The sequence below is a fragment of the Escherichia sp. E10V5 genome (genome assembly GCF_004212315.1).
In the GTDB taxonomy this organism is placed as follows: Bacteria; Pseudomonadota; Gammaproteobacteria; order Enterobacterales; family Enterobacteriaceae; genus Escherichia.
The window spans coordinates 96,342-116,250 of sequence record NZ_RHJM01000016.1; the positions used below are offsets into that span (position 1 = coordinate 96,342).

Genomic DNA, 19,909 nt, shown 5'->3' on the forward strand with positions numbered 1-19,909 from the left:
CGCCTGTCTTTTGATCTGCTAAACGTAACACATTACACCGATTCATTCCTTGAAATCGTTTGCATCCAGCTCGTGTCGGGAAAGCAGTTTATAAAATTCTGTCCGGTTGCGCCCCGCCATTCTCGCCGCGTGAGTGACGTTGCCTTTAGTGATTTGCAGCAGCTTGCGCAGGTAGTTGAGTTCAAACTGATTACGCGCCTCAACAAAGGTGGGCAGCGCCGAGTTTTCGCCCTCCAGCGCCTGCTCCACCAGCGCATCACTAATCACCGGAGATGATGTCAGCGCCACGCACTGTTCAATCACGTTCACCAACTGGCGCACATTTCCCGGCCAGCTGGCAGTCATCAGGCGTTTCATCGCATCCGTGGAGAACGCGCGGACAAACGGTTTATGCCGTACTGCTGCCTGACGCAATAAGTGGTTTGCCAGTAGCGGAATGTCTTCCGTGCGCTCCGCCAGTGCCGGAATTTTAAGGCTGACAACGTTGAGGCGGTAATAGAGATCTTCACGGAATTCCCCGCGCGCCATCGCTTTTGGCAGGTCGCGGTGAGTCGCAGAAATAATCCGCACGTCGATATCAATATCGCGGTTACTGCCCAGCGGGCGGACTTTTCGCTCCTGCAATACGCGCAGCAATTTTACCTGTAACGGCGTAGGCATATCGCCAATCTCATCGAGAAACAGCGTACCGCCTTCCGCCGCCTGGAATAAACCTTCGCGATTGCTGACGGCACCAGTAAACGCGCCGCGTGCATGACCAAACAGCTCCGACTCCAGCAACTGCTCGGGCAATGCGCCACAGTTAATGGCAATAAACGGCTTGCTGTTACGCGGGCTGGCGTTGTGGATAGCCTGGGCAAAAATCTCTTTCCCGGTGCCGCTCTGACCGTTAATCAAAACGCTAACGTCTGATTGCGCCACCAGCCGCGCCTGTTCCAGCAAACGCAGCATCAGCGGGCTGCGAGTGACAATCGCCTCGCGCCAACGTTCGTCGGTGGCTGGGGCGGATTGCTCCAGCGCATCATCAATTGCCTGATATAACGCGTCTTTATCGACGGGCTTAGTGAGGAAACTAAACACGCCCTGCTGTGTCGCGGCAACGGCATCGGGAATGGAACCATGCGCGGTGAGGATGATTACCGGCATACCTGGCTGCACTTTCTGGATTTCAGCAAACAGTTGCATACCATCCATTTCATCCATCCGCAGGTCGCTGATGACTAAATCCACTTTTTCACGATTCAGTATCCGCAGCCCCTCGGCACCACTTTCTGCCGTGACCACGCTGTAGCCTTCGCTGGTCAGGCGCAGGCCAAGTAATTTCAGTAATCCCGGATCGTCATCGACCAATAATAAATGCGCGGGTTTATGGCTCATCAGGGGTGACCTCATTGGTGGATGGCGCGGTTTTTTCACTCTCGTGCGGCGTGTCCGGTGGAAAATTTCCGGCCGGTTTGCGAGTCGAGAGTTGGCGTTCAATATCCGTCAGGTTCTCCAGCTTGCGGGTGGTAAGTTCCAGTTGTTGCTGTAGAACGTGATGTTGCTGGCGCAGGGCGTCCAGTTCGCTGTCGCTGGATTGCTGGAGTTTACTGTAACGTTGGCGCTCTTCCGCCAGTTGCAGTTGCAGCGCCTGTCCGTCGCGCCAGAGTTGATACAACGGGCGAACCTGCGCCGGGATCTCAGTACTTAACGCATCAATGCGCGCGACCAGTTGGCGGCGCTCAAAAGGCGTGATTTTGGCATCGGCAAGCAAAATCCCCTGCTTAAAGGTATTTTGCCAGCTGCCATCACCATACTTGCGCGCTTCCTGACGCGACTGCGCTGGCATTAAGCGGTTGGCGCAATCCATCGCCCGTAGCCAGTAAAGCGGGTTAGTTTCAGTTGATTTACCTTGCAACGCCCAGATGTCGCTACATTCAGTAGGAAGATAATCAGCCAGTTGATAAACCGGGATTTTTTCTTCTACTGGCGCATTAATGGCTGGCTTATTGTGATTCTGCACGCAGCCCAGCAGCGCCAGACAAGGCAACCCCGCCAGCCACAGCCGTCGGGATAAAAATCGTTGAAAAATGTGTCGCATATTCACCAGACTCAGAGCCTATCCCAGTGGGCGTAATTGTTGCAGGCAGTTTGGACACGGACAGCGCGGAGAAACCGGAGCGTACACGTAGTACGTGAGGATTTCGAGCACTGCCCGGGGCCGAACTGGCAAATAAAATAGCCTAATGGGATAGGCCTTAACATTATTTCGTGTTTTTCGACGAAGGCAATTCAATGCGGAAGCAAACGTCTTGCCCGCTCTCGTCGACCAGATACAGTTCCCCCTGCATACGGCGAATACAATCCCTGGCAATGCTTAATCCCAGACCGCTCCCCTTCACCGCCCCTTTTCGCTGGTGACTTCCCTGAAAAAAGGGTTCGAAGATCATGGCGCGTTCCTCTTGCGGAATGGGCGTGCCTGTATTGATGACATCAATATAAACCCGTGCGCCATGTAAACTGCTGCGAAGGCAAATGTTACCGGATTCAGCCCCGTAGTGCACCGCATTGGAGTAAAGATTATCCAGCACGCTCATCAGCAACATGGGTTCCGCCAGGCATGCTGTTGCCTTGAGATCAACGTCGGTATGCATCATTTTAGTCCGGGCTGGCAGACTGTGAGCGGAAACTACCGTCTCCACCAACGGTGCTAACTCAACATTCTCCAGTTCCACCGCGCCATCTGCCTGTTTACGGTTGTAATCAAGCAGTTGTTCTATAAGTTTTTGCAAATTGCGGCTGCTGCTATCAAGGATGCTTACCACCTCTTTTTGCTCTGCCGTAAGCGGCCCGACAACCTGGTCAGCCAGTAATTCAGTGCCCTCGCGCATACTCGCCAGTGGCGTTTTTAATTCATGAGATAAATGTCTTAAAAATTGATGGCGCTGGGATTCCAGCCATGACAGGCGTTCACTTAACCAAAGAATACGTTGCCCTACCGAGCGTAACTCGCTCGGTCCACTAAACGAGACGCTATTACCCAGTGAGCGTCCTTCCCCCAGACGGTTGATCATCCGCTCGATATTTTTCACCGGACCAATAATCATTCGGGTGAAAAGCAGCACCATTATCAGACTCACCAGAAACAACACCAGTGACTGCCAGCCGAAATACTGCCCGCGTTCGGCTATCTCTCGCTGGAGTTGCTGCCCGCGTGAAAACACCACGGTGCGCGTGGCCTGTACCATTTCGGCATTGGCATTGGCAAAGGCTTCCAGACGCGCGGCGGCCGCCGCATCCGGCCCACTGTTGTTACACTGGAGTTGGGCAAGATTGTTCAAATCCTGACGCAATGCCTGGTAAAGTTTATCGTCCGGCAGCACGCCAGCGTGGGCATCGAGCATTTCGCTGTAACGTTTACGCTGGCTTTGATAGACCTTCGCCAGGGTTGAGTCGTCCAGCACGCAATACTGACGGTAGCTACGCTCCATCTCCAGTGCCGCATTAGTCATTGCCTCACTGCGCCGGGCGTCAATAAGCGTTGTGCGATTGACCAGCGCCGCCTGATCGCTAAGCGCATTAAGGCTTTGCCAGGCTTGCCATGCCAGTACCAGCAGAGGCAGCAGAATCAGCAAGAATGCCAGCATGACTAATTGTCGTAATGAACGGGGAAAAACAGGCCAGCGTTTCAAGGTGTTACTCTCGTCAGACGCGAATAGCCTGATGCTAACCGAGGGGGAGTTCAGATACAACAAAGCCGGGAATTACCCGGCTTTGTTGTGGAATAAGGCGGTGCCTAACTCGACGTTTCGCCCGATGGTTGATATAGCTACGCTGATATCAGAAGTTGGACGGCAGGCACCTTGTTGTGCGTCATTCGAATTTTATGTAGCACGTCCCGAAGGGGCTGACATAAGTAGGTGAATGAGCCACTGGTTATTATTATGCAGTAACTGTGCCAATAAATAAAATGGTTTGATAACGTACTGATAAAAAATAGCTTTAATGGATTAATGGCTGCTCCACTGGTTGACTATAAATCAGCCAGTGTGTCGCTTAAAAGAGACGCCCAAAGCTTAAATTATTCGTTTTAAATTAAATCAATAAGTTATATGTCACCTATAAGCGACACGGCAAACCACCCATTGTCGTGATTTACAGACACAAAAAAAGCTCCCGGAGTTGGGAGCTTATAATTGTTGGCGAAGTGGTTGTGTGTAATGCCGGATGCGGCGTGAAAGCCTTATCCGGCCTACAAAACAATGGGTTGCGTGGAACTTCCGCAGCCTTACCCCAGCTGCTTACGCGCATTACGGAAAATACGCATCCATGGGCCATCCTCGCCCCAGTTTTCCGGATGCCAGGAGTTGCTGACAGTACGGAAAACACGTTCCGGGTGCGGCATCATAATGGTGACACGACCGCTTTCGGTAGTGACCGCTGTAATACCGTTCGGGGAACCGTTCGGGTTAGCCGGGTAGGTTTCGGTGACTTTGCCGAAATTATCGACATAGCGCAACGCAACCAGCCCTTTGCTTTCCAGTGCCGCCAGATGCGCCGCGTCGCGTACTTCAACGCGCCCTTCACCGTGAGACACAGCAATCGGCATCTGCGAGCCCACCATCCCCTGCAACAGCAGAGACGGGCTTTGGGTCACTTCAACCAGGCTGAAACGCGCTTCAAAGCGATCGGAGGTGTTACGCACGAAACGAGGCCACAGCTCGCTACCTGGGATCAGCTCACGCAGATTAGACATCATCTGGCAACCGTTACATACCCCCAGCGCCAGCGTTTGCGGACGATGGAAGAAGGTTGCAAACTCATCGCGTACACGGTTGTTGAACAGAATAGACTTCGCCCAACCTTCACCGGCACCCAGCACATCACCGTAGGAGAAACCACCGCACGCGACCAGGGCGTGGAAATCCTCCAGACCAGTGCGTCCAGCCAGCAGATCGCTCATATGCACGTCGATAGCATCGAAGCCCGCACGATGGAAAGCTGCCGCCATTTCAACATGCGAGTTCACGCCTTGCTCACGCAATACGGCAACTTTCGGGCGCGCGCCAGTAGCGATAAACGGAGCTGCTACATCTTCGTTAATATCGAACGACAGTTTCACATTCAGGCCCGGATCAGCGTCGTTGGATTTCGCCTGATGTTCCTGATCGGCGCACTCCGGGTTGTCACGCAGGCGCTGCATCTGCCAGGTGGTTTCTGCCCACCAGACGCGCAACGTAGTACGGCTTTCGCTGAATACAGCCTGCCCGTTGGCGGTAATCACAAAACGGTCACCGGAAACCGCCTGGCCAACATAATGGACGCACTCAGCAAGGCCATGCTGTGCCAGTACCGCTTCGACCGCTTCACGGTCAGCGGCACGAACCTGAATCACCGCACCCAGCTCTTCGTTAAACAGCGCCGCCAGATGATCGTCGCCCAGAGAGGCGATATCCGCTTCAATGCCGCAATGACCGGCAAATGCCATTTCCGCCAGCGTCACCAACAGACCACCATCAGAGCGGTCGTGGTACGCGAGCAGCTTACGCTGTGCAACCAGCGCCTGAATCGCGTCATAGAAGCCTTTCAGTTGTGCGACGTCGCGCACATCAGCCGGTTTGTCGCCAAGCTGACGATAAACCTGCGCCAGCGCCGTTGCGCCCAGCGCATTATTGCCAAGGCCCAGATCAATCAGCAACAGTGCGTTATCTTCGGTAGAAAGCTGCGGCGTGATGGTGTGACGCACATCTTCCACGCGGGCAAATGCAGAAATAACCAGCGACAGCGGCGACGTCATTTCACGCTCTTCGTTACCTTCCTGCCAGCGGGTTTTCATCGACATTGAATCTTTACCCACCGGGATCGTCAGGCCCAGCGCCGGACAAAGCTCTTCGCCCACCGCTTTAACAGCTTCATACAGGCCAGCATCTTCGCCAGGATGACCTGCCGCCGCCATCCAGTTGGCGGAAAGTTTAATGCGTTTGATATCGCCAATTTGTGTTGCGGCGATGTTGGTTAACGCTTCACCGACCGCCAGACGGGCAGAAGCGGCGAAATCCAGCAGCGCAACTGGCGCACGTTCGCCAATTGCCATCGCTTCACCGTAGTAGCTGTCGAGGCTGGCAGTAGTGACCGCACAGTTAGCGACCGGCACCTGCCACGGGCCAACCATCTGATCGCGCGCCACCATGCCGGTTACGCTACGGTCGCCAATGGTCACAAGGAAGGTTTTCTCCGCCACGGTCGGCAGATGCAGCACACGTTTCACCGCGTCAGCAATGGTGATCCCTTCACGGACCAGCGCGTCGCCTTTCGCTTTCAGCGTTTGCACATCGCGGGTCATCTTCGGTGTTTTACCAAGCAGTACGTCCAGCGGCAGATCGATCGGCTGATTATCAAAATGACGATCGTGCAGAGAAAGATGCAGTTCTTCGGTCGCTTCACCAATCACCGCGTAGGGCGCGCGTTCACGCTTACACAGTTCGTCAAACAGCGGTAACTGATCGGCAGCAACCGCCAGCACGTAACGTTCCTGGGATTCGTTACACCAGATTTCCAGCGGGCTCATGCCCGGTTCGTCGCTCAGGATGTCGCGCAGTTCAAATTTACCGCCGCGCCCGCCGTCGCTTACCAGTTCCGGCATCGCGTTAGAAAGACCGCCTGCGCCAACGTCGTGGATAAACAGGATTGGGTTGGCATCACCAAGCTGCCAGCAACGGTCGATCACTTCCTGGCAACGACGTTCCATTTCCGGGTTGTCGCGCTGAACAGAAGCAAAGTCGAGGTCGGCATCAGATTGACCAGACGCCATAGAAGACGCCGCACCGCCGCCAAGACCAATGTTCATTGCCGGACCGCCGAGAACGACCAGCTTCGCACCAACGTTGATCTCGCCTTTTTGTACGTGATCGGCGCGAATGTTGCCGATCCCGCCCGCCAGCATGATCGGTTTGTGATAACCGCGCAGCTCTTCGCCGTTGTGGCTGTTCACTTTTTCTTCATAAGTACGGAAGTAGCCGTTCAGTGCCGGACGACCAAATTCGTTGTTAAATGCCGCGCCGCCCAGCGGACCTTCGGTCATGATGTCCAGTGCGGTGACAATGCGCTCAGGCTTACCGAAATCTTCTTCCCACGGCTGTTCAAAGCCAGGAATACGCAGGTTGGAAACGGAGAAACCGACCAGACCGGCTTTCGGCTTCGCGCCGCGTCCGGTGGCGCCTTCATCACGGATTTCACCGCCAGACCCCGTCGCCGCACCCGGCCACGGAGAAATCGCCGTCGGGTGATTGTGAGTTTCGACTTTCATCAGAATATGCGCCGGTTCCTGATGGAAATCGTAGCGGCCCGTTTCGTGGTCAGCAAAGTAGCGGCCTACTTCAGAACCTTCCATCACCGCGGCGTTATCTGTATACGCAGAGAGAACGTGATCCGGCGTGGTTTCGAAGGTATTTTTGATCATCTTGAACAGCGATTTCGGCTGCTGTTCACCGTCGATAATCCAGTCGGCGTTAAAAATTTTGTGGCGGCAGTGCTCAGAGTTCGCCTGGGCGAACATATACAGCTCGATGTCGTTCGGATTACGACCAAGCTTTGTGAAAGCATCCTGCAGATAGTCAATTTCATCGTCCGCCAGTGCCAGGCCGAGACGCAGGTTAGCGTCGATCAGCGCCTGACGGCCCTGCCCCAGTAAATCAACGCTGGTGACTGGAGTCGGTTGATGATGCGCAAACAGCTGCTCTGCATCATCTAAAGCAAAAAAGACCGTTTCCATCATACGGTCGTGTAGTTCAGCGGTAACCTGCTGCCACTGTTCATTGGTCAGCGTAGCGGCTTCTACATAGTAAGCCACGCCGCGCTCAAGGCGGTTTACCTGTTGCAGCCCGCAGTTATGGGCGATATCGGTCGCTTTTGAAGACCAGGGAGAGATGGTGCCTGGGCGCGGGGTCACCAGCAGTAATTTGCCTTCCGGGGCATGGCTGGCGAGTGCCGGACCATATTTCAACAGGCGTTCAAGTTGCGCGTGCGCTTCTTCGTTTAACGGCGCATTGAGGTCAGCAAAATGGACATACTCGGCGTAAATGTTGTGAACCGGGAGCCTGGCAGCCTGAAAACGCGCCAGCAGTTTATTGATTCGGAATGCCGACAGTGCAGGCGAACCACGCAGAATTTCCATCATAAGTCTCTCGTCTTCTAAGCTTTCGGTGTACCCAAGGGGGGGGGAAACGGGCGTCATTATAAAGAATCTGCTGCGCTGACGAAACCGTTTGCGTGGAAATAAAATCACCATCGTGAATTAGCAACGCGTGCCGCCAATGGCTGTAATAAGTTGCCAACTGGCACAGGTTTACGCAAAATGCCGCTCATTGATGATTATACCTTTGTTTAGCATATCGTTTTTTCAAGCCAGGACATGAACGACACAGAGAATTAACTAATTGAAAAAATTAAAGATTAATTATCTGTTCATTGGCATTCTGGCACTGCTTCTCGCGGTAGCTCTCTGGCCATCTATTCCTTGGTTTGGTAAAGCCGACAACCGTATCGCCGCCATTCAAGCGCGGGGAGAATTGCGCGTGAGCACCATTCATACTCCCCTCACATGGAATGAGATTAACGGTAAATCTTCCGGGCTGGATTATGAGTTGGCCAAACAATTTGCCGACTACCTCGGCGTGAAACTGAAAGTGACCGTACGGCAGAATATCAGCCAGTTGTTTGACGATCTCGACAACGGCAACGCCGACCTGCTGGCAGCAGGTCTGGTTTATAACAGTGAGCGGGTAAAAAACTATCAGCCTGGTCCTACCTATTATTCCGTTTCACAACAACTGGTTTACAAAGTGGGTCAATATCGCCCACGCACGCTGGGCAATTTGACGGCGGAACAGCTCTCCATCGCACCAGGACACGTTGTCGTTAACGATCTACAAAGACTGAAAGAAACTAAATTCCCGGATTTAAGCTGGAAGGTGGACGACAAAAAAGGCTCAGCGGAATTACTGGAAGATGTCATCGGAGGTAAGCTGGATTACACCATTGCTGATTCTGTCGCCATCAGCCTGTTCCAGCGAGTTCACCCGGAACTCGCCGTGGCACTCGATATCACCGATGAACAACCAGTGACCTGGTTTAGCCAGTTAGATGACGATAATACCCTTTCCGCAGCTCTGCTCGACTTCTTCAACAAAATGAATGAGGACGGCACGCTGGCACGCATTGAAGAGAAATACCTGGGGCATGGCGATGATTTTGATTATGTCGATACGCGCACATTTTTACGCGCCGTCGATGCGGTGCTGCCACAATTAAAACCTTTGTTTGAGAAATACGCCGAGGAAATTGACTGGCGTTTACTGGCGGCTATTGCTTACCAGGAATCACATTGGGACGCGCAGGCCACCTCGCCGACCGGTGTGCGCGGCATGATGATGTTGACCAAAAATACCGCGCAAAGCCTGGGCATTAACGATCGTACCGATGCTGAACAAAGCATCAGCGGCGGCGCGCGTTATTTGCAGGATATGATGAGTAAAGTGCCGGAAAGCGTGCCAGAAAATGAACGGATTTGGTTTGCGCTCGCCGCTTACAATATGGGTTATGCGCATATGCTGGATGCTCGCGCCCTGACGGCAAAAACCAAAGGTAATCCAGACAGTTGGACCGATGTTAAACAACGTCTGCCTTTACTTAGCCAGAAACCCTATTACAGCAAGCTGACTTACGGTTATGCGCGGGGACATGAAGCTTACGCCTATGTCGAGAATATCCGTAAGTATCAGATTAGTCTGGTGGGGTATCTGCAAGAGAAAGAAAAGCAGGCAACAGAAGCGGCGATGCAGCTGGCTCAGGATTATCCGGCAGTGTCGCCAACAGAATTGAGTAAAGGGAAATTTCCTTTTCTCTCGTTTCTTTCACAGTCGTCATCTAACTATCTGACACACTCCCCTTCGCTGCTGTTTTCCAGGAAGGGAAGTGAAAAGAAGCAAAATTAATCCGCAGAAGATTGCGCTTTTTTCTGCGCTTTGATTTCCTGACGGCGCATGCGAAAGAAGTCGCTGAGCAGCGCTGCACACTCTTCCGCCAATATCCCTTCCGTGATTTCCACCCGGTGATTCATGCCCGGATGGTGCAACACATCCATTAATGATCCGGCAGCCCCCGTTTTCGCATCTCGTGCACCAAAAACTACACGACCAATCCGGCTGTGAATCATCGCTCCGGCGCACATCACACACGGCTCCAGCGTGACATATAATGTGGCGTCGATCAGGCGATAATTTTGCATCACCAGACCGCCCTGACGCAGGGCCATGATTTCAGCGTGCGCGGTAGGATCATGCCGACCAATCGGACGATTCCAGCCCTCGCCGATTACCCGGTTGTTATGCACCAATACCGCGCCGACCGGTACTTCCCGCTCGTCCCAGGCACGCTTTGCCAGCGTCATGGCATGGCGCATCCAGTATTCGTGACTAAATTCGACTTCAGACAAAAAGAAAACTCCGGTTATAAAAGCGCGGCGCATTATACACGGACGCTATGCTTTACTCTATTCCAGTTGCTGGAGTTCACCGCGCGGGGTTACTCGCCAACGATGCTGGCAGAAATAAAGCAACGGGTTGTCCTGATTACTGTCGCTGTAACCACTGTACAACCGCAGTGGCGTGCCGATTTTGCGTTCCAGTTGCGCGACCTTCTCATGCCCGAGGCAACGCATTGTCAATACCCAGCCGCCATAACCACGCTGAATTTGGCTGGCGATAAGATTCACCCGCGGTAACCAGGGCGTATCGAAATAGACCGCTTCAACCAGCGGCTGTGGAGAACCGGTAATCAACCAGATATCAGCATCGGAACTGAGCAAGTAGGTGGTCAGGCGCTCTTGCACCAGCGGAAAGGCAGTCACATTGTCGCGAAACCAGTGTACAAAATCGGCTTGTAATGCCTGTAAACGCGCTTCGCTGTGACCAAAAGTGCATCCCCACAATAGCAGACTCATCGGCCAGCGCGCAGCACGGCCTTTTATCAATAATGCCATGGCAATAATCGGCAATAGCGGCAGGACAAGCAGTGTATTCAGCGGTTGGCGACGCAGTAAGTAGCGCAGAAAACTACCGAACATATCCTGTTGATGCAATGTTCCATCTAAGTCAAAAAACACCACACGACGCTCGTGAGTTGCCAAACCATACTCCTCTGGACTGAAACATCCTGATTAATCATCGCTACTACATAGCCTAACAGATAGATCATCACTTTTCCGGCAACAATCTACCGTATAATGCTGAATGGAATTTTTAATTCATAGATCTTACAAGCTATGGAATATAATATTCACTCGCTTGTGTCTCATATTGCCTGTTGTCGCCATTATTTCATCGCGAGGAAAGATATGAACGGCTTACTTCGTATTCGTCAGCGTTACCAGCAGCTTGCCCAGAGTGATAAAAAACTGGCGGACTATCTCCTGCTACAACCTGATACGGCGCGCCATTTAAGTTCGCAGCAATTGGCCAACGAAGCTGGGGTCAGTCAATCCAGCGTGGTGAAATTCGCACAAAAACTCGGCTATAAAGGTTTTCCAGCCTTAAAACTGGCGTTAAGCGAAGCTCTGGCGAGCCAGCCGGAATCCCCTTCTGTCCCCATTCATAACCAAATTCGCGGTGATGATCCGCTGCGACTGGTGGGTGAAAAACTCATAAAAGAAAACACGGCTGCCATGTATGCGACGCTGAACGTTAACAGTGAAGAGAAATTGCATGAATGCGTGGTGATGCTGCGTTCTGCGAGGCGGATTATTTTAACTGGCATTGGTGCTTCGGGTCTGGTAGCGCAAAACTTTGCCTGGAAACTGATGAAGATTGGTTTCAATGCTGCCGCAGAACGCGATATGCATGCGTTGCTCGCTACTGTACAGGCATCTTCACCGGACGACCTGTTATTAGCCATCTCTTACACTGGTGTACGACGTGAGTTAAATCTCGCGGCAGATGAGATGCTGCGCGTGGGTGGAAAGGTGCTGGCAATTACCGGTTTCACGCCGAATGCTCTGCAACAACGAGCGTCCCACTGCCTGTATACGATTGCCGAAGAACAGGCGACGAATAGTGCATCGATCTCCGCTTGTCACGCTCAGGGAATGCTTACAGATTTGCTGTTCATTGCGCTAATTCAGCAGGACCTGGAACTGGCCCCTGAGCGCATTCGCCACAGCGAGGCACTGGTGAAAAAACTGGTTTGAGCAAAGAATGCGCGTATAATGCCCGCCCGGTTTGTGTTGTTTTGAGAGTTTCCTTATGGCGCTGTTAATCACTAAAAAATGCATCAATTGTGATATGTGTGAACCTGAATGCCCGAATGAGGCGATTTCAATGGGTGAACATATCTACGAGATTAACAGCGATAAGTGTACCGAATGCGTAGGTCACTACGAGACGCCAACCTGCCAGAAAGTGTGTCCGATCCCTAATACTATTGTGAAAGATCCGGCGCATGTCGAGACAGAAGAGCAGTTGTGGGATAAATTTGTGCTAATGCATCACGCAGATAAAATTTAATATTCTGCTCCTGAAGTAGAATATTAATTATTTATAGACAAAAGCTTAACGCTATTATATTTATTAAAATGATGACAACAGCATAATCATTTATCAAATGAATTCATATAATATCTGCGCAGACGTTTATTTATAATTATTAAAGGCGCGCCTGGCTGGTTAACCTGACGCGCCTTAAGTACGTTTCCTTGTGTTATAAGAACAGAAGGATCAGCTGTAAAACAGCAATGATGACTTTAATGACCCGTTTAAACAGGTATCGACAATCAGCCATTCGTTTTTCCTTAAACAAGGAATGCAGCCGTTCAGATTAGCCCTTACATCTCCCCAAAACTGAACGTGCGAGTTATTGAGGATGCATGCTGCACTCCACACCAGAGCTTTGACGACACCACTCGTTTCAATGGGGGAATTCAGTGGCATGGTGTAAAGCACAGCAAAATCGCCAATAACGAAACCAATTTTAATGTACTTACGAATTTGCGGTCACGTTAATATTTCCATCAATATCGCTTTCTTCGTAAAGGCTCGAGTTTTTATGATAAAGATTGCAAGTTGCTTGTAAAAGATAACCACCCTGATCCATAATCGCTGTTGTTGAGGGTGCATGCTGTACAAAATTAAAGTTATAAAGTAAAACCCCCGTTCCTTACCAGTTCGGGGGTTTTACTTTATAAAGAGAACGGTATTATTTTAACTTTCAATAATTACCGTGGCGCAAGCATAATGACGTTCATCTGCCAGCGTCACATGCATATGTGCGACGCCCAGCTTTTCCGCCAGTTTTAATGCCTCGCCCCACAGTCGCAACCGTGGCTTACCAAGCTCATCGTTGAACACTTCAAACTGATTAAACGCCAGACCATTGCGGATCCCGGTTCCAAACGCTTTTGCCGCCGCTTCTTTCACAGCAAAACGCTTCGCCAGAAAACGCACTGGCTGTTGGTGCGTTTTCCAGATTTCCCATTCGTTATCGCTTAATACGCGGCGTGCCAGGCGCTCACCGGATCGGGCGATCACCGCTTCAATGCGAGCGATCTCCACGATATCCGTGCCTAAACCTAATATTGCCATTAGCCACGCGCTTCCAGCATCAGACGCTTCATTTCTGCCACCGCATCTTTCAGTCCGGTCATCACTGCACGACCAATAATGGCATGGCCGATATTCAGTTCATGCATCTCAGGAATGGCGGCAATGGCCTTCACGTTGTGATAGGTCAGACCGTGGCCGGCGTTAACTTTCAGACCGAGACTTGCAGCAAAGGTCGCGGCTTTAGCAATGCGCGCCAACTCTTGCGCCTGTTCAGCGTCAGTTTTGGCATCGGCATAACAACCAGTATGGATCTCGATAAACGGGGCGCCTACCTCTGCTGCAGCTTTGATCTGCTCTTCATCTGCGTCGATAAACAGAGAAACCTGAATCCCGGCATCCGCCAGACGTTTACAGGCATCGCGCATTTTGTCACGCTGACCTGCGACGTCCAGGCCACCTTCAGTTGTCACTTCCTGGCGCTTTTCCGGTACCAGGCAGCAAAAATGAGGCTTCGTCTCAATGGCAATCGCCATCATCTCTTCGGTCACCGCCATTTCCAGATTCATGCGGGTATCCAGCGTCTGACGCAGGATGCGCACGTCGCGGTCAGTAATGTGGCGACGATCCTCACGCAAATGCACGGTAATGCCATCCGCGCCAGCCTGCTCGGCAATAAACGCGGCCTGCACCGGATCGGGGTAAGCAGTACCACGTGCATTACGCAGCGTTGCGATATGGTCAATGTTGACGCCCAACAGTAATTCAGCCATGACAATCCTCATCAGTCATTATGTGTTTGCACTGTTCGCTTAGGTATAAACTGCCGGAACAGTTCCCTGCTCTTTAATGGTTTACCGCCAAGATACGGCTTAAGCGCCATGCGGGTAAAGCGTTTCGCGGCACGCAATGTGTCTGCGTCAGGAAATTCCCGCGTGTGTAACGCTTTCAACTGCCTCCCGGTGAAGGTTTTATTGTCGATAACGACGCTTGCGATAAACCCTTTTTCTTCGCGATAACGATACGTCATGGTGTCATCCACCGGTTCGCCGCTACCTGCACAATGGGTAAAATTGACGCCATAACCCAGATGCCCGAGCAATGCCAGCTCAAAGCGGCGCAACGCGGGTTCCGGTGTGCCAGTAGCCCCAGCCAGAGACTGGATGCAATGTAAGTAATCGAAAAAGAGTTCCGAGAAGCGCGTCTCGTATTCCAGCACGCGGGAGAGAAGCTCGTTGATGTACAGACCGCTGTAAAGCGTGATACCGCTTAATGGCAGCGCCAATGAGACAGCTTCAGCACTGCGCAGTGTTTTGACTTCACCGCGCCCACCGAAGCGAAGCAAGAGAGGCGTGAAAGGCTGTAATGCACCTTTCAGGGTAGAGCGTTTAGAGCGTGCGCCTTTGGCAACCAGACGCACGCGGCCCGATTCCTCCGTGAAGACGTCCAGCATCAGGCTGGTTTCGCTCCACGGGCGACTATGCAATACGAATGCGCGCTGCCAGCCTTCCATCATACTCGTCGCCTTTCAAGTTGCAGGTGCCTTGGCTGCACCCGTTCACCCTGGTCACTTACTTTAGTAAGCTCCCAGGGATTCACGGTCTTGCCGCCTTCCTGCACCTCGAAAGTCATAGAGTATGCTAATTAAAGATCGTCAACGTAACCGAGACTACGCAGTGCGCGTTCGTCGTCGGCCCAGCCGGATTTCACTTTTACCCACAGTTCAAGATGGACAGGCGCTTCGAACATTTCCTGCATGTCTTTACGCGCTTCAATGCCGATGGTTTTAATCTTGGCCCCTTTGTTGCCAATGACCATCTTCTTCTGCCCTTCACGCTCAACGAGAATCAAACCGTTGATGTCGTAACCACCACGTTCATTGGTGACAAAACGTTCGATCTCCACGGTCACGGAGTACGGCAGTTCTGCGCCGAGGAAACGCATCAGTTTTTCACGGATGATTTCAGAGGCCATAAACCGCTGTGAGCGATCGGTGATGTAATCTTCCGGGAAGTGATGCGTCGCTTCAGGCAGATGCTTACGCACGATTGCCGCAATAGTGTCAACATTCAGCCCGGTTTCGGCAGAGATCGGCACGATATCGAGGAAATTCATCTGGCTTGCAAGGAACTGCAGGTGCGGCAGCAGATCGGCTTTCTCCTGCACGTTGTCCACTTTGTTCACCGCGAGGATCACCGGCGCTTTGCCATCACGCAGCTTGTTGAGCACCATTTCATCGTCCGGCGTCCAACGGGTGCCTTCAACGACAAAAATCACCAGCTCAACGTCGCCAATGGAGCTGCTCGCCGCTTTGTTCATCAGGCGGTTAATAGCACGCTTCTCTTCCATATGCAGGCCCGGGGTATCGACGTAGATCGCCTGATACGCGCCTTCAGTATGGATACCCACAATGCGGTGACGAGTTGTCTGTGCTTTGCGGGAAGTGATGGAGATTTTCTGCCCCAACAGTTTGTTCAGCAGCGTGGATTTGCCAACGTTCGGACGTCCGACGATGGCAATAAATCCGCAGTAACTTTTATCGATGCTCATTCCAGCTCCAGTTTTTTCAACGCCTGTTCGGCGGCAGCCTGCTCAGCCTTACGACGGCTTGAACCTGTGCCAACCACCGGTTCACTCAGGCCGCTGACCTGGCAGTGGATAGTAAATTCCTGATCGTGCGCTTCGCCACGTACCTGAACTACCAGATAAGTCGGCAGCGGCAGATGGCGACCCTGCAAATATTCTTGCAAGCGCGTTTTCGGATCTTTTTGTTTATCGCCTGGGCTAATTTCGTCCAGACGGGTTTGATACCAGTTAAGGATTAACTTCTCGACAGTTTGAATATCACTGTCGAGGAATACGCCGCCAATTAATGCTTCGACGGTGTCGGCGAGAATTGACTCGCGACGAAATCCACCGCTTTTAAGTTCACCCGGCCCTAAACGCAAGCACTCGCCTAACTCAAATTCCCGTGCCAGTTCTGCCAGCGTATTGCCACGGACCAACGTAGCACGCATGCGACTCATATCGCCTTCATCCACACGCGGGAAACGGTGATACAGCGCATTGGCGATAACGTAGCTCAAGATTGAGTCGCCTAAAAATTCTAAACGCTCGTTATGTTTGCTGCTGGCGCTGCGGTGAGTTAATGCCTGCTGCAGCAGTTCCTGATGATTAAAAGTGTAGCCCAGCTTCCGTTGAAGCCGATTAATTACGATGGGGTTCATGCGATACCAATAAATAAATGCGTCAACAATTCAGCACACGAAACAGACCTGATACACATAGGCTCTGTTAACCGCTTTGTCGCGGATTCATTACGCCATATATGGAAACCAACGCTGTTTCGTGTGCCGTGGCAACCAGAAGGCGCCAACCTTAAACTTCGGGGGAATATTCTATACACAACGATAAGGGATGTCGTTAGCCTGGGGAGATTTATCTCATAAATAATTCACGTTGCCGCCAGAATGACGACAACGTGAACGAGAAGCAGCAATTAATGGATGCCGCCAATGCGACTTAAGCGCACACCTGTCGGCCATTCACCTTCTTGCTTATCGAAACTCATCCAGATAGCCGTTGCCCGACCTACCAGATTCGCTTCCGGCACAAAGCCCCAGTAACGGCTGTCCGCGCTGTTGTCGCGGTTATCGCCCATCATGAAGTATTGACCCGGCGGGACAATCCAGGTTGCCAGTTGTTGTCCTGGTTGCTGGTAATACATCCCTACCTGATCCTGGGCGATTGGCACAGTCAGGATACGATGCGTTACATCGCCCAACGTCTCTTTACGTTCGGAAAGACGAATACCATTTTCTTTGGTTTCGTTTTTCGGCACTTCAAAGAAGCCACTGGTCGCTTCCCCGCCGTTACGACGCGAGAAGGTCTGTACGAAATCGCTCGGTTCAACGTTGGAATAAGTTACCGGCAGCGCGTTTTCACACGCTTGACCAGAACTGCATCCAGGTTGAATGGTCACTTCTTTCGCGACCGGATCATAAGTGACCTTATCGCCCGGTAAACCTACCGCTCGCTTGATGTAATCAAGCTTCGGATCTTCCGGGTATTTGAAGACCACGATATCGCCACGTTTCGGATGACCGGTTTCGATCAATGTTTTCTGGTAAATAGGATCTTTAATGCCGTAAGCAAATTTCTCTACCAGAATGAAGTCACCGATTAACAGAGTCGGCATCATCGAACCTGACGGGATCTGGAACGGTTCATAAATAAATGAACGCACAATCAATACGATAGCCAGCACCGGAAATACAGAAGCCCCGGTTTCCAGCCAACCTGGCTTCGGCGCAACCTTTTTCAGTGTTGCTTTATCCAGTGAATCCCCGGCAGCCGCTTGCGCCGCTGCCTGACGTTCCCGTCGTTTAGGTGCGAAAAAGAATTTATCCACGCACCATAAAATGCCCGTCACCAGTGTGGCAATCACCAGAATCAGGGCAAACATATTCGCCATGCCAACTCCTAAGGGTTATTTGTTGTCTTTGCCGACGTGCAGAATGGCAAGGAACGCTTCCTGCGGCAGCTCAACGTTACCGATCTGCTTCATACGTTTCTTACCTTCTTTCTGTTTCTGCAGCAGCTTTTTCTTACGGCTGATATCACCACCATAGCATTTAGCCAGTACGTTTTTACGCAGCTGCTTCACGGTAGAACGCGCAATGATGTGCGTTCCAATCGCTGCCTGAATAGCGATATCAAACTGCTGGCGTGGGATCAGATCTTTCATCTTCTCCACCAGCTCGCGGCCACGGTTTTGCGAATTATCACGGTGGGTGATCAATGCCAACGCATCAACACGTTCACCGTTGATTAAGACATCAACGCGCACCATGTCAGAAGCCTGGAAGCGTTTGAAGTTGTAATCCAAAGACGCATAGCCACGCGAGGTTGATTTCAGTCGGTCGAAGAAATCAAGCACCACTTCCGCCATCGGGATCTCGTAGGTCAGCGCTACCTGGTTTCCGTGATAGACCATGTTGGTCTGTACACCGCGTTTTTCCACGCACAGGGTAATGACGTTACCGAGATACGCTTGCGGCAGCAGCATGTGACACTCTGCAATCGGCTCGCGCAGTTCGTAGATGTTATTTACCGCTGGCAGCTTGGATGGGCTGTCGACGTAGATAACTTCTTTTGCCGTAGTTTCAACTTCATACACTACTGTCGGTGCTGTGGTAATCAGGTCAAGATCGTATTCACGTTCCAGACGTTCCTGAATGATCTCCATGTGCAACAGGCCGAGGAAGCCGCAGCGGAAACCAAAGCCCAGCGCCGTTGAGCTTTCTGGCTCATAGAACAGTGAAGCGTCGTTCAGGCTGAGTTTGCCCAACGCGTCACGGAAGGCTTCATAGTCGTCGGAACTTACCGGGAACAGACCGGCATATACCTGCGGTTTAACTTTCTTAAACCCAGGCAACGCTTTTTCTGCCGGATTACGCGCCAGCGTTAAGGTATCGCCTACCGGTGCACCGTGGATGTTTTTGATCGCACACACCAGCCAGCCTACTTCGCCGCATTTCAGTTCAGTACGATCAACCTGTTTCGGCGTGAAGATCCCCAGGCGGTCGGCGTTATAGGTCTGCCCGGTGCTCATAACTTTCACTTTGTCGCCCTTACGCAAGGTGCCGTTTTTAATACGGATAAGTGAAACCACGCCCAGGTAGTTATCGAACCAGGAGTCGATAATCAGCGCCTGTAACGGACCTTCTGGATCGCCTTCCGGCGGCGGAATGTCGCGCACCAGACGTTCGAGAACGTCCTGCACGCCCACGCCGGTTTTCGCTGAACAGCGCACCGCATCGGTGGCGTCGATACCAACAATATCTTCAATTTCTTCCGCCACGCGTTCAGGATCGGCTGCCGGTAAGTCAATCTTGTTCAGTACCGGCACCACTTCGAGATCCATTTCCATGGCGGTGTAGCAGTTCGCCAGTGTTTGCGCTTCTACGCCCTGCCCGGCGTCGACCACCAGCAATGCACCTTCACAGGCAGCCAGCGAACGGGAAACTTCATAGGAGAAGTCTACGTGGCCCGGGGTGTCGATAAAGTTAAGCTGATAGGTTTCACCGTCAGACGCTTTGTAGTCCAGTGTCACGCTTTGCGCTTTGATGGTAATGCCACGCTCACGCTCAAGATCCATGGAATCGAGAACCTGCGCCTCCATTTCACGGTCAGACAGGCCACCGCAGATCTGGATAATACGGTCAGACAGCGTCGATTTACCGTGGTCAATGTGAGCTATGATCGAAAAGTTACGTATATTCTTCATAAAGTATGATTATTGTGCCTTAACGCCCGGTTAACCAGGCTTTTAGAAGTCG

Annotated in this window: 17 protein-coding genes; 3 read left to right on the top strand and 14 right to left on the bottom strand. The window is 52.0% G+C overall.

Going from position 1 to position 19,909, the window contains the following annotated elements; translation table 11 throughout:
- Nucleotides 1-42: 42 nt before the first annotated feature.
- The 4 genes from glrR to purL all read right to left on the bottom strand — a co-directional run bounded on the left by glrR (nt 43) and on the right by purL (nt 8,155).
- Nucleotides 43-1,377, bottom strand: a complete 1,335-nt coding sequence (glrR, locus tag D9738_RS13595) for a two-component system response regulator GlrR (RefSeq protein WP_130260416.1) — start codon at nt 1,375-1,377, stop codon at nt 43-45.
- Nucleotides 1,367-2,080, bottom strand: coding sequence for a two-component system QseEF-associated lipoprotein QseG (qseG, locus tag D9738_RS13600; RefSeq protein WP_130260417.1), 714 nt, complete (start codon nt 2,078-2,080; stop codon nt 1,367-1,369). The genes glrR and qseG overlap by 11 nt, the downstream gene beginning before the upstream one ends.
- Before the next feature lie 163 nt (nt 2,081-2,243).
- Nucleotides 2,244-3,671: a two component system sensor histidine kinase QseE/GlrK gene (qseE, locus tag D9738_RS13605; RefSeq protein ID WP_130260418.1), complete on the bottom strand. Its 1,428-nt coding sequence runs from the start codon at nt 3,669-3,671 to the stop codon at nt 2,244-2,246.
- Nucleotides 3,672-4,267: 596 nt separating this feature from the next.
- Nucleotides 4,268-8,155: a phosphoribosylformylglycinamidine synthase gene (gene purL / locus D9738_RS13610; protein WP_130207544.1), complete on the bottom strand. Its 3,888-nt coding sequence runs from the start codon at nt 8,153-8,155 to the stop codon at nt 4,268-4,270.
- A gap of 259 nt (nt 8,156-8,414) precedes the next feature.
- Here purL and mltF point away from each other — a divergent pair, with 259 nt between their 5' ends.
- Complete coding sequence (mltF, locus tag D9738_RS13615; protein ID WP_130207546.1) at nt 8,415-9,971, top strand: membrane-bound lytic murein transglycosylase MltF; 1,557 nt, start codon at nt 8,415-8,417, stop codon at nt 9,969-9,971.
- On the opposite strand, the gene tadA is transcribed toward mltF, so the two are convergent.
- Nucleotides 9,968-10,471 carry a tRNA adenosine(34) deaminase TadA gene (gene tadA / locus D9738_RS13620; RefSeq protein ID WP_064526984.1) on the bottom strand — a complete coding sequence of 168 codons (504 nt, stop codon included), beginning with the start codon at nt 10,469-10,471 and terminating at the stop codon, nt 9,968-9,970. The two genes, mltF and tadA, sit on opposite strands and share 4 nt — an antisense overlap.
- Nucleotides 10,472-10,528: 57 nt before the next feature.
- A complete protein-coding gene (gene yfhb / locus D9738_RS13625; RefSeq protein ID WP_130207548.1) occupies nt 10,529-11,164 on the bottom strand; it encodes a phosphatidylglycerophosphatase C in 636 nt (211 codons plus the stop codon).
- Between the two features lie 207 nt (nt 11,165-11,371).
- Here yfhb and D9738_RS13630 point away from each other — a divergent pair, with 207 nt between their 5' ends.
- Together D9738_RS13630 and yfhL are read left to right on the top strand one after the other, a co-directional pair.
- Nucleotides 11,372-12,220: a MurR/RpiR family transcriptional regulator gene (locus D9738_RS13630; protein WP_130207550.1), complete on the top strand. Its 849-nt coding sequence runs from the start codon at nt 11,372-11,374 to the stop codon at nt 12,218-12,220.
- Between the two features lie 55 nt (nt 12,221-12,275).
- Complete coding sequence (gene yfhL, locus D9738_RS13635; protein ID WP_001196294.1) at nt 12,276-12,536, top strand: 4Fe-4S dicluster ferredoxin YfhL; 261 nt, start codon at nt 12,276-12,278, stop codon at nt 12,534-12,536.
- Between the two features lie 193 nt (nt 12,537-12,729).
- Here the strand turns inward: yfhL and D9738_RS13640 are convergent, their stop codons facing one another.
- The 8 genes from D9738_RS13640 to lepA form a co-directional block, all read right to left on the bottom strand.
- The gene (locus tag D9738_RS13640; protein ID WP_130207596.1) at nt 12,730-12,810 is read right to left on the bottom strand and encodes a small toxic protein shoB; all 81 of its coding nucleotides are present in this window, start codon (nt 12,808-12,810) and stop codon (nt 12,730-12,732) included.
- Between the two features lie 419 nt (nt 12,811-13,229).
- Nucleotides 13,230-13,610, bottom strand: coding sequence for a holo-ACP synthase (gene acpS, locus D9738_RS13645; RefSeq protein WP_064526159.1), 381 nt, complete (start codon nt 13,608-13,610; stop codon nt 13,230-13,232).
- Nucleotides 13,610-14,341, bottom strand: a complete 732-nt coding sequence (gene pdxJ, locus D9738_RS13650) for a pyridoxine 5'-phosphate synthase (protein WP_130260419.1) — start codon at nt 14,339-14,341, stop codon at nt 13,610-13,612. Before pdxJ ends, acpS begins: the two co-directional genes overlap by 1 nt.
- Nucleotides 14,342-14,352: 11 nt before the next feature.
- Nucleotides 14,353-15,081, bottom strand: coding sequence for a DNA repair protein RecO (gene recO, locus D9738_RS13655; RefSeq protein WP_130207598.1), 729 nt, complete (start codon nt 15,079-15,081; stop codon nt 14,353-14,355).
- 131 nt (nt 15,082-15,212) lie between these two features.
- Nucleotides 15,213-16,118 carry a GTPase Era gene (gene era / locus D9738_RS13660; RefSeq protein ID WP_000020738.1) on the bottom strand — a complete coding sequence of 302 codons (906 nt, stop codon included), beginning with the start codon at nt 16,116-16,118 and terminating at the stop codon, nt 15,213-15,215.
- A complete protein-coding gene (rnc, locus tag D9738_RS13665; protein ID WP_001068343.1) occupies nt 16,115-16,795 on the bottom strand; it encodes a ribonuclease III in 681 nt (226 codons plus the stop codon). Before rnc ends, era begins: the two co-directional genes overlap by 4 nt.
- Nucleotides 16,796-17,067: 272 nt before the next feature.
- Nucleotides 17,068-18,042 (bottom strand): signal peptidase I, encoded by a 975-nt coding sequence (gene lepB, locus D9738_RS13670; RefSeq protein ID WP_000002532.1) that lies wholly within the window; start codon nt 18,040-18,042, stop codon nt 17,068-17,070.
- A 15-nt stretch (nt 18,043-18,057) separates the two neighbouring features.
- Nucleotides 18,058-19,857, bottom strand: coding sequence for a translation elongation factor 4 (lepA, locus tag D9738_RS13675; RefSeq protein WP_130260420.1), 1,800 nt, complete (start codon nt 19,855-19,857; stop codon nt 18,058-18,060).
- Nucleotides 19,858-19,909: the final 52 nt, after the last annotated feature.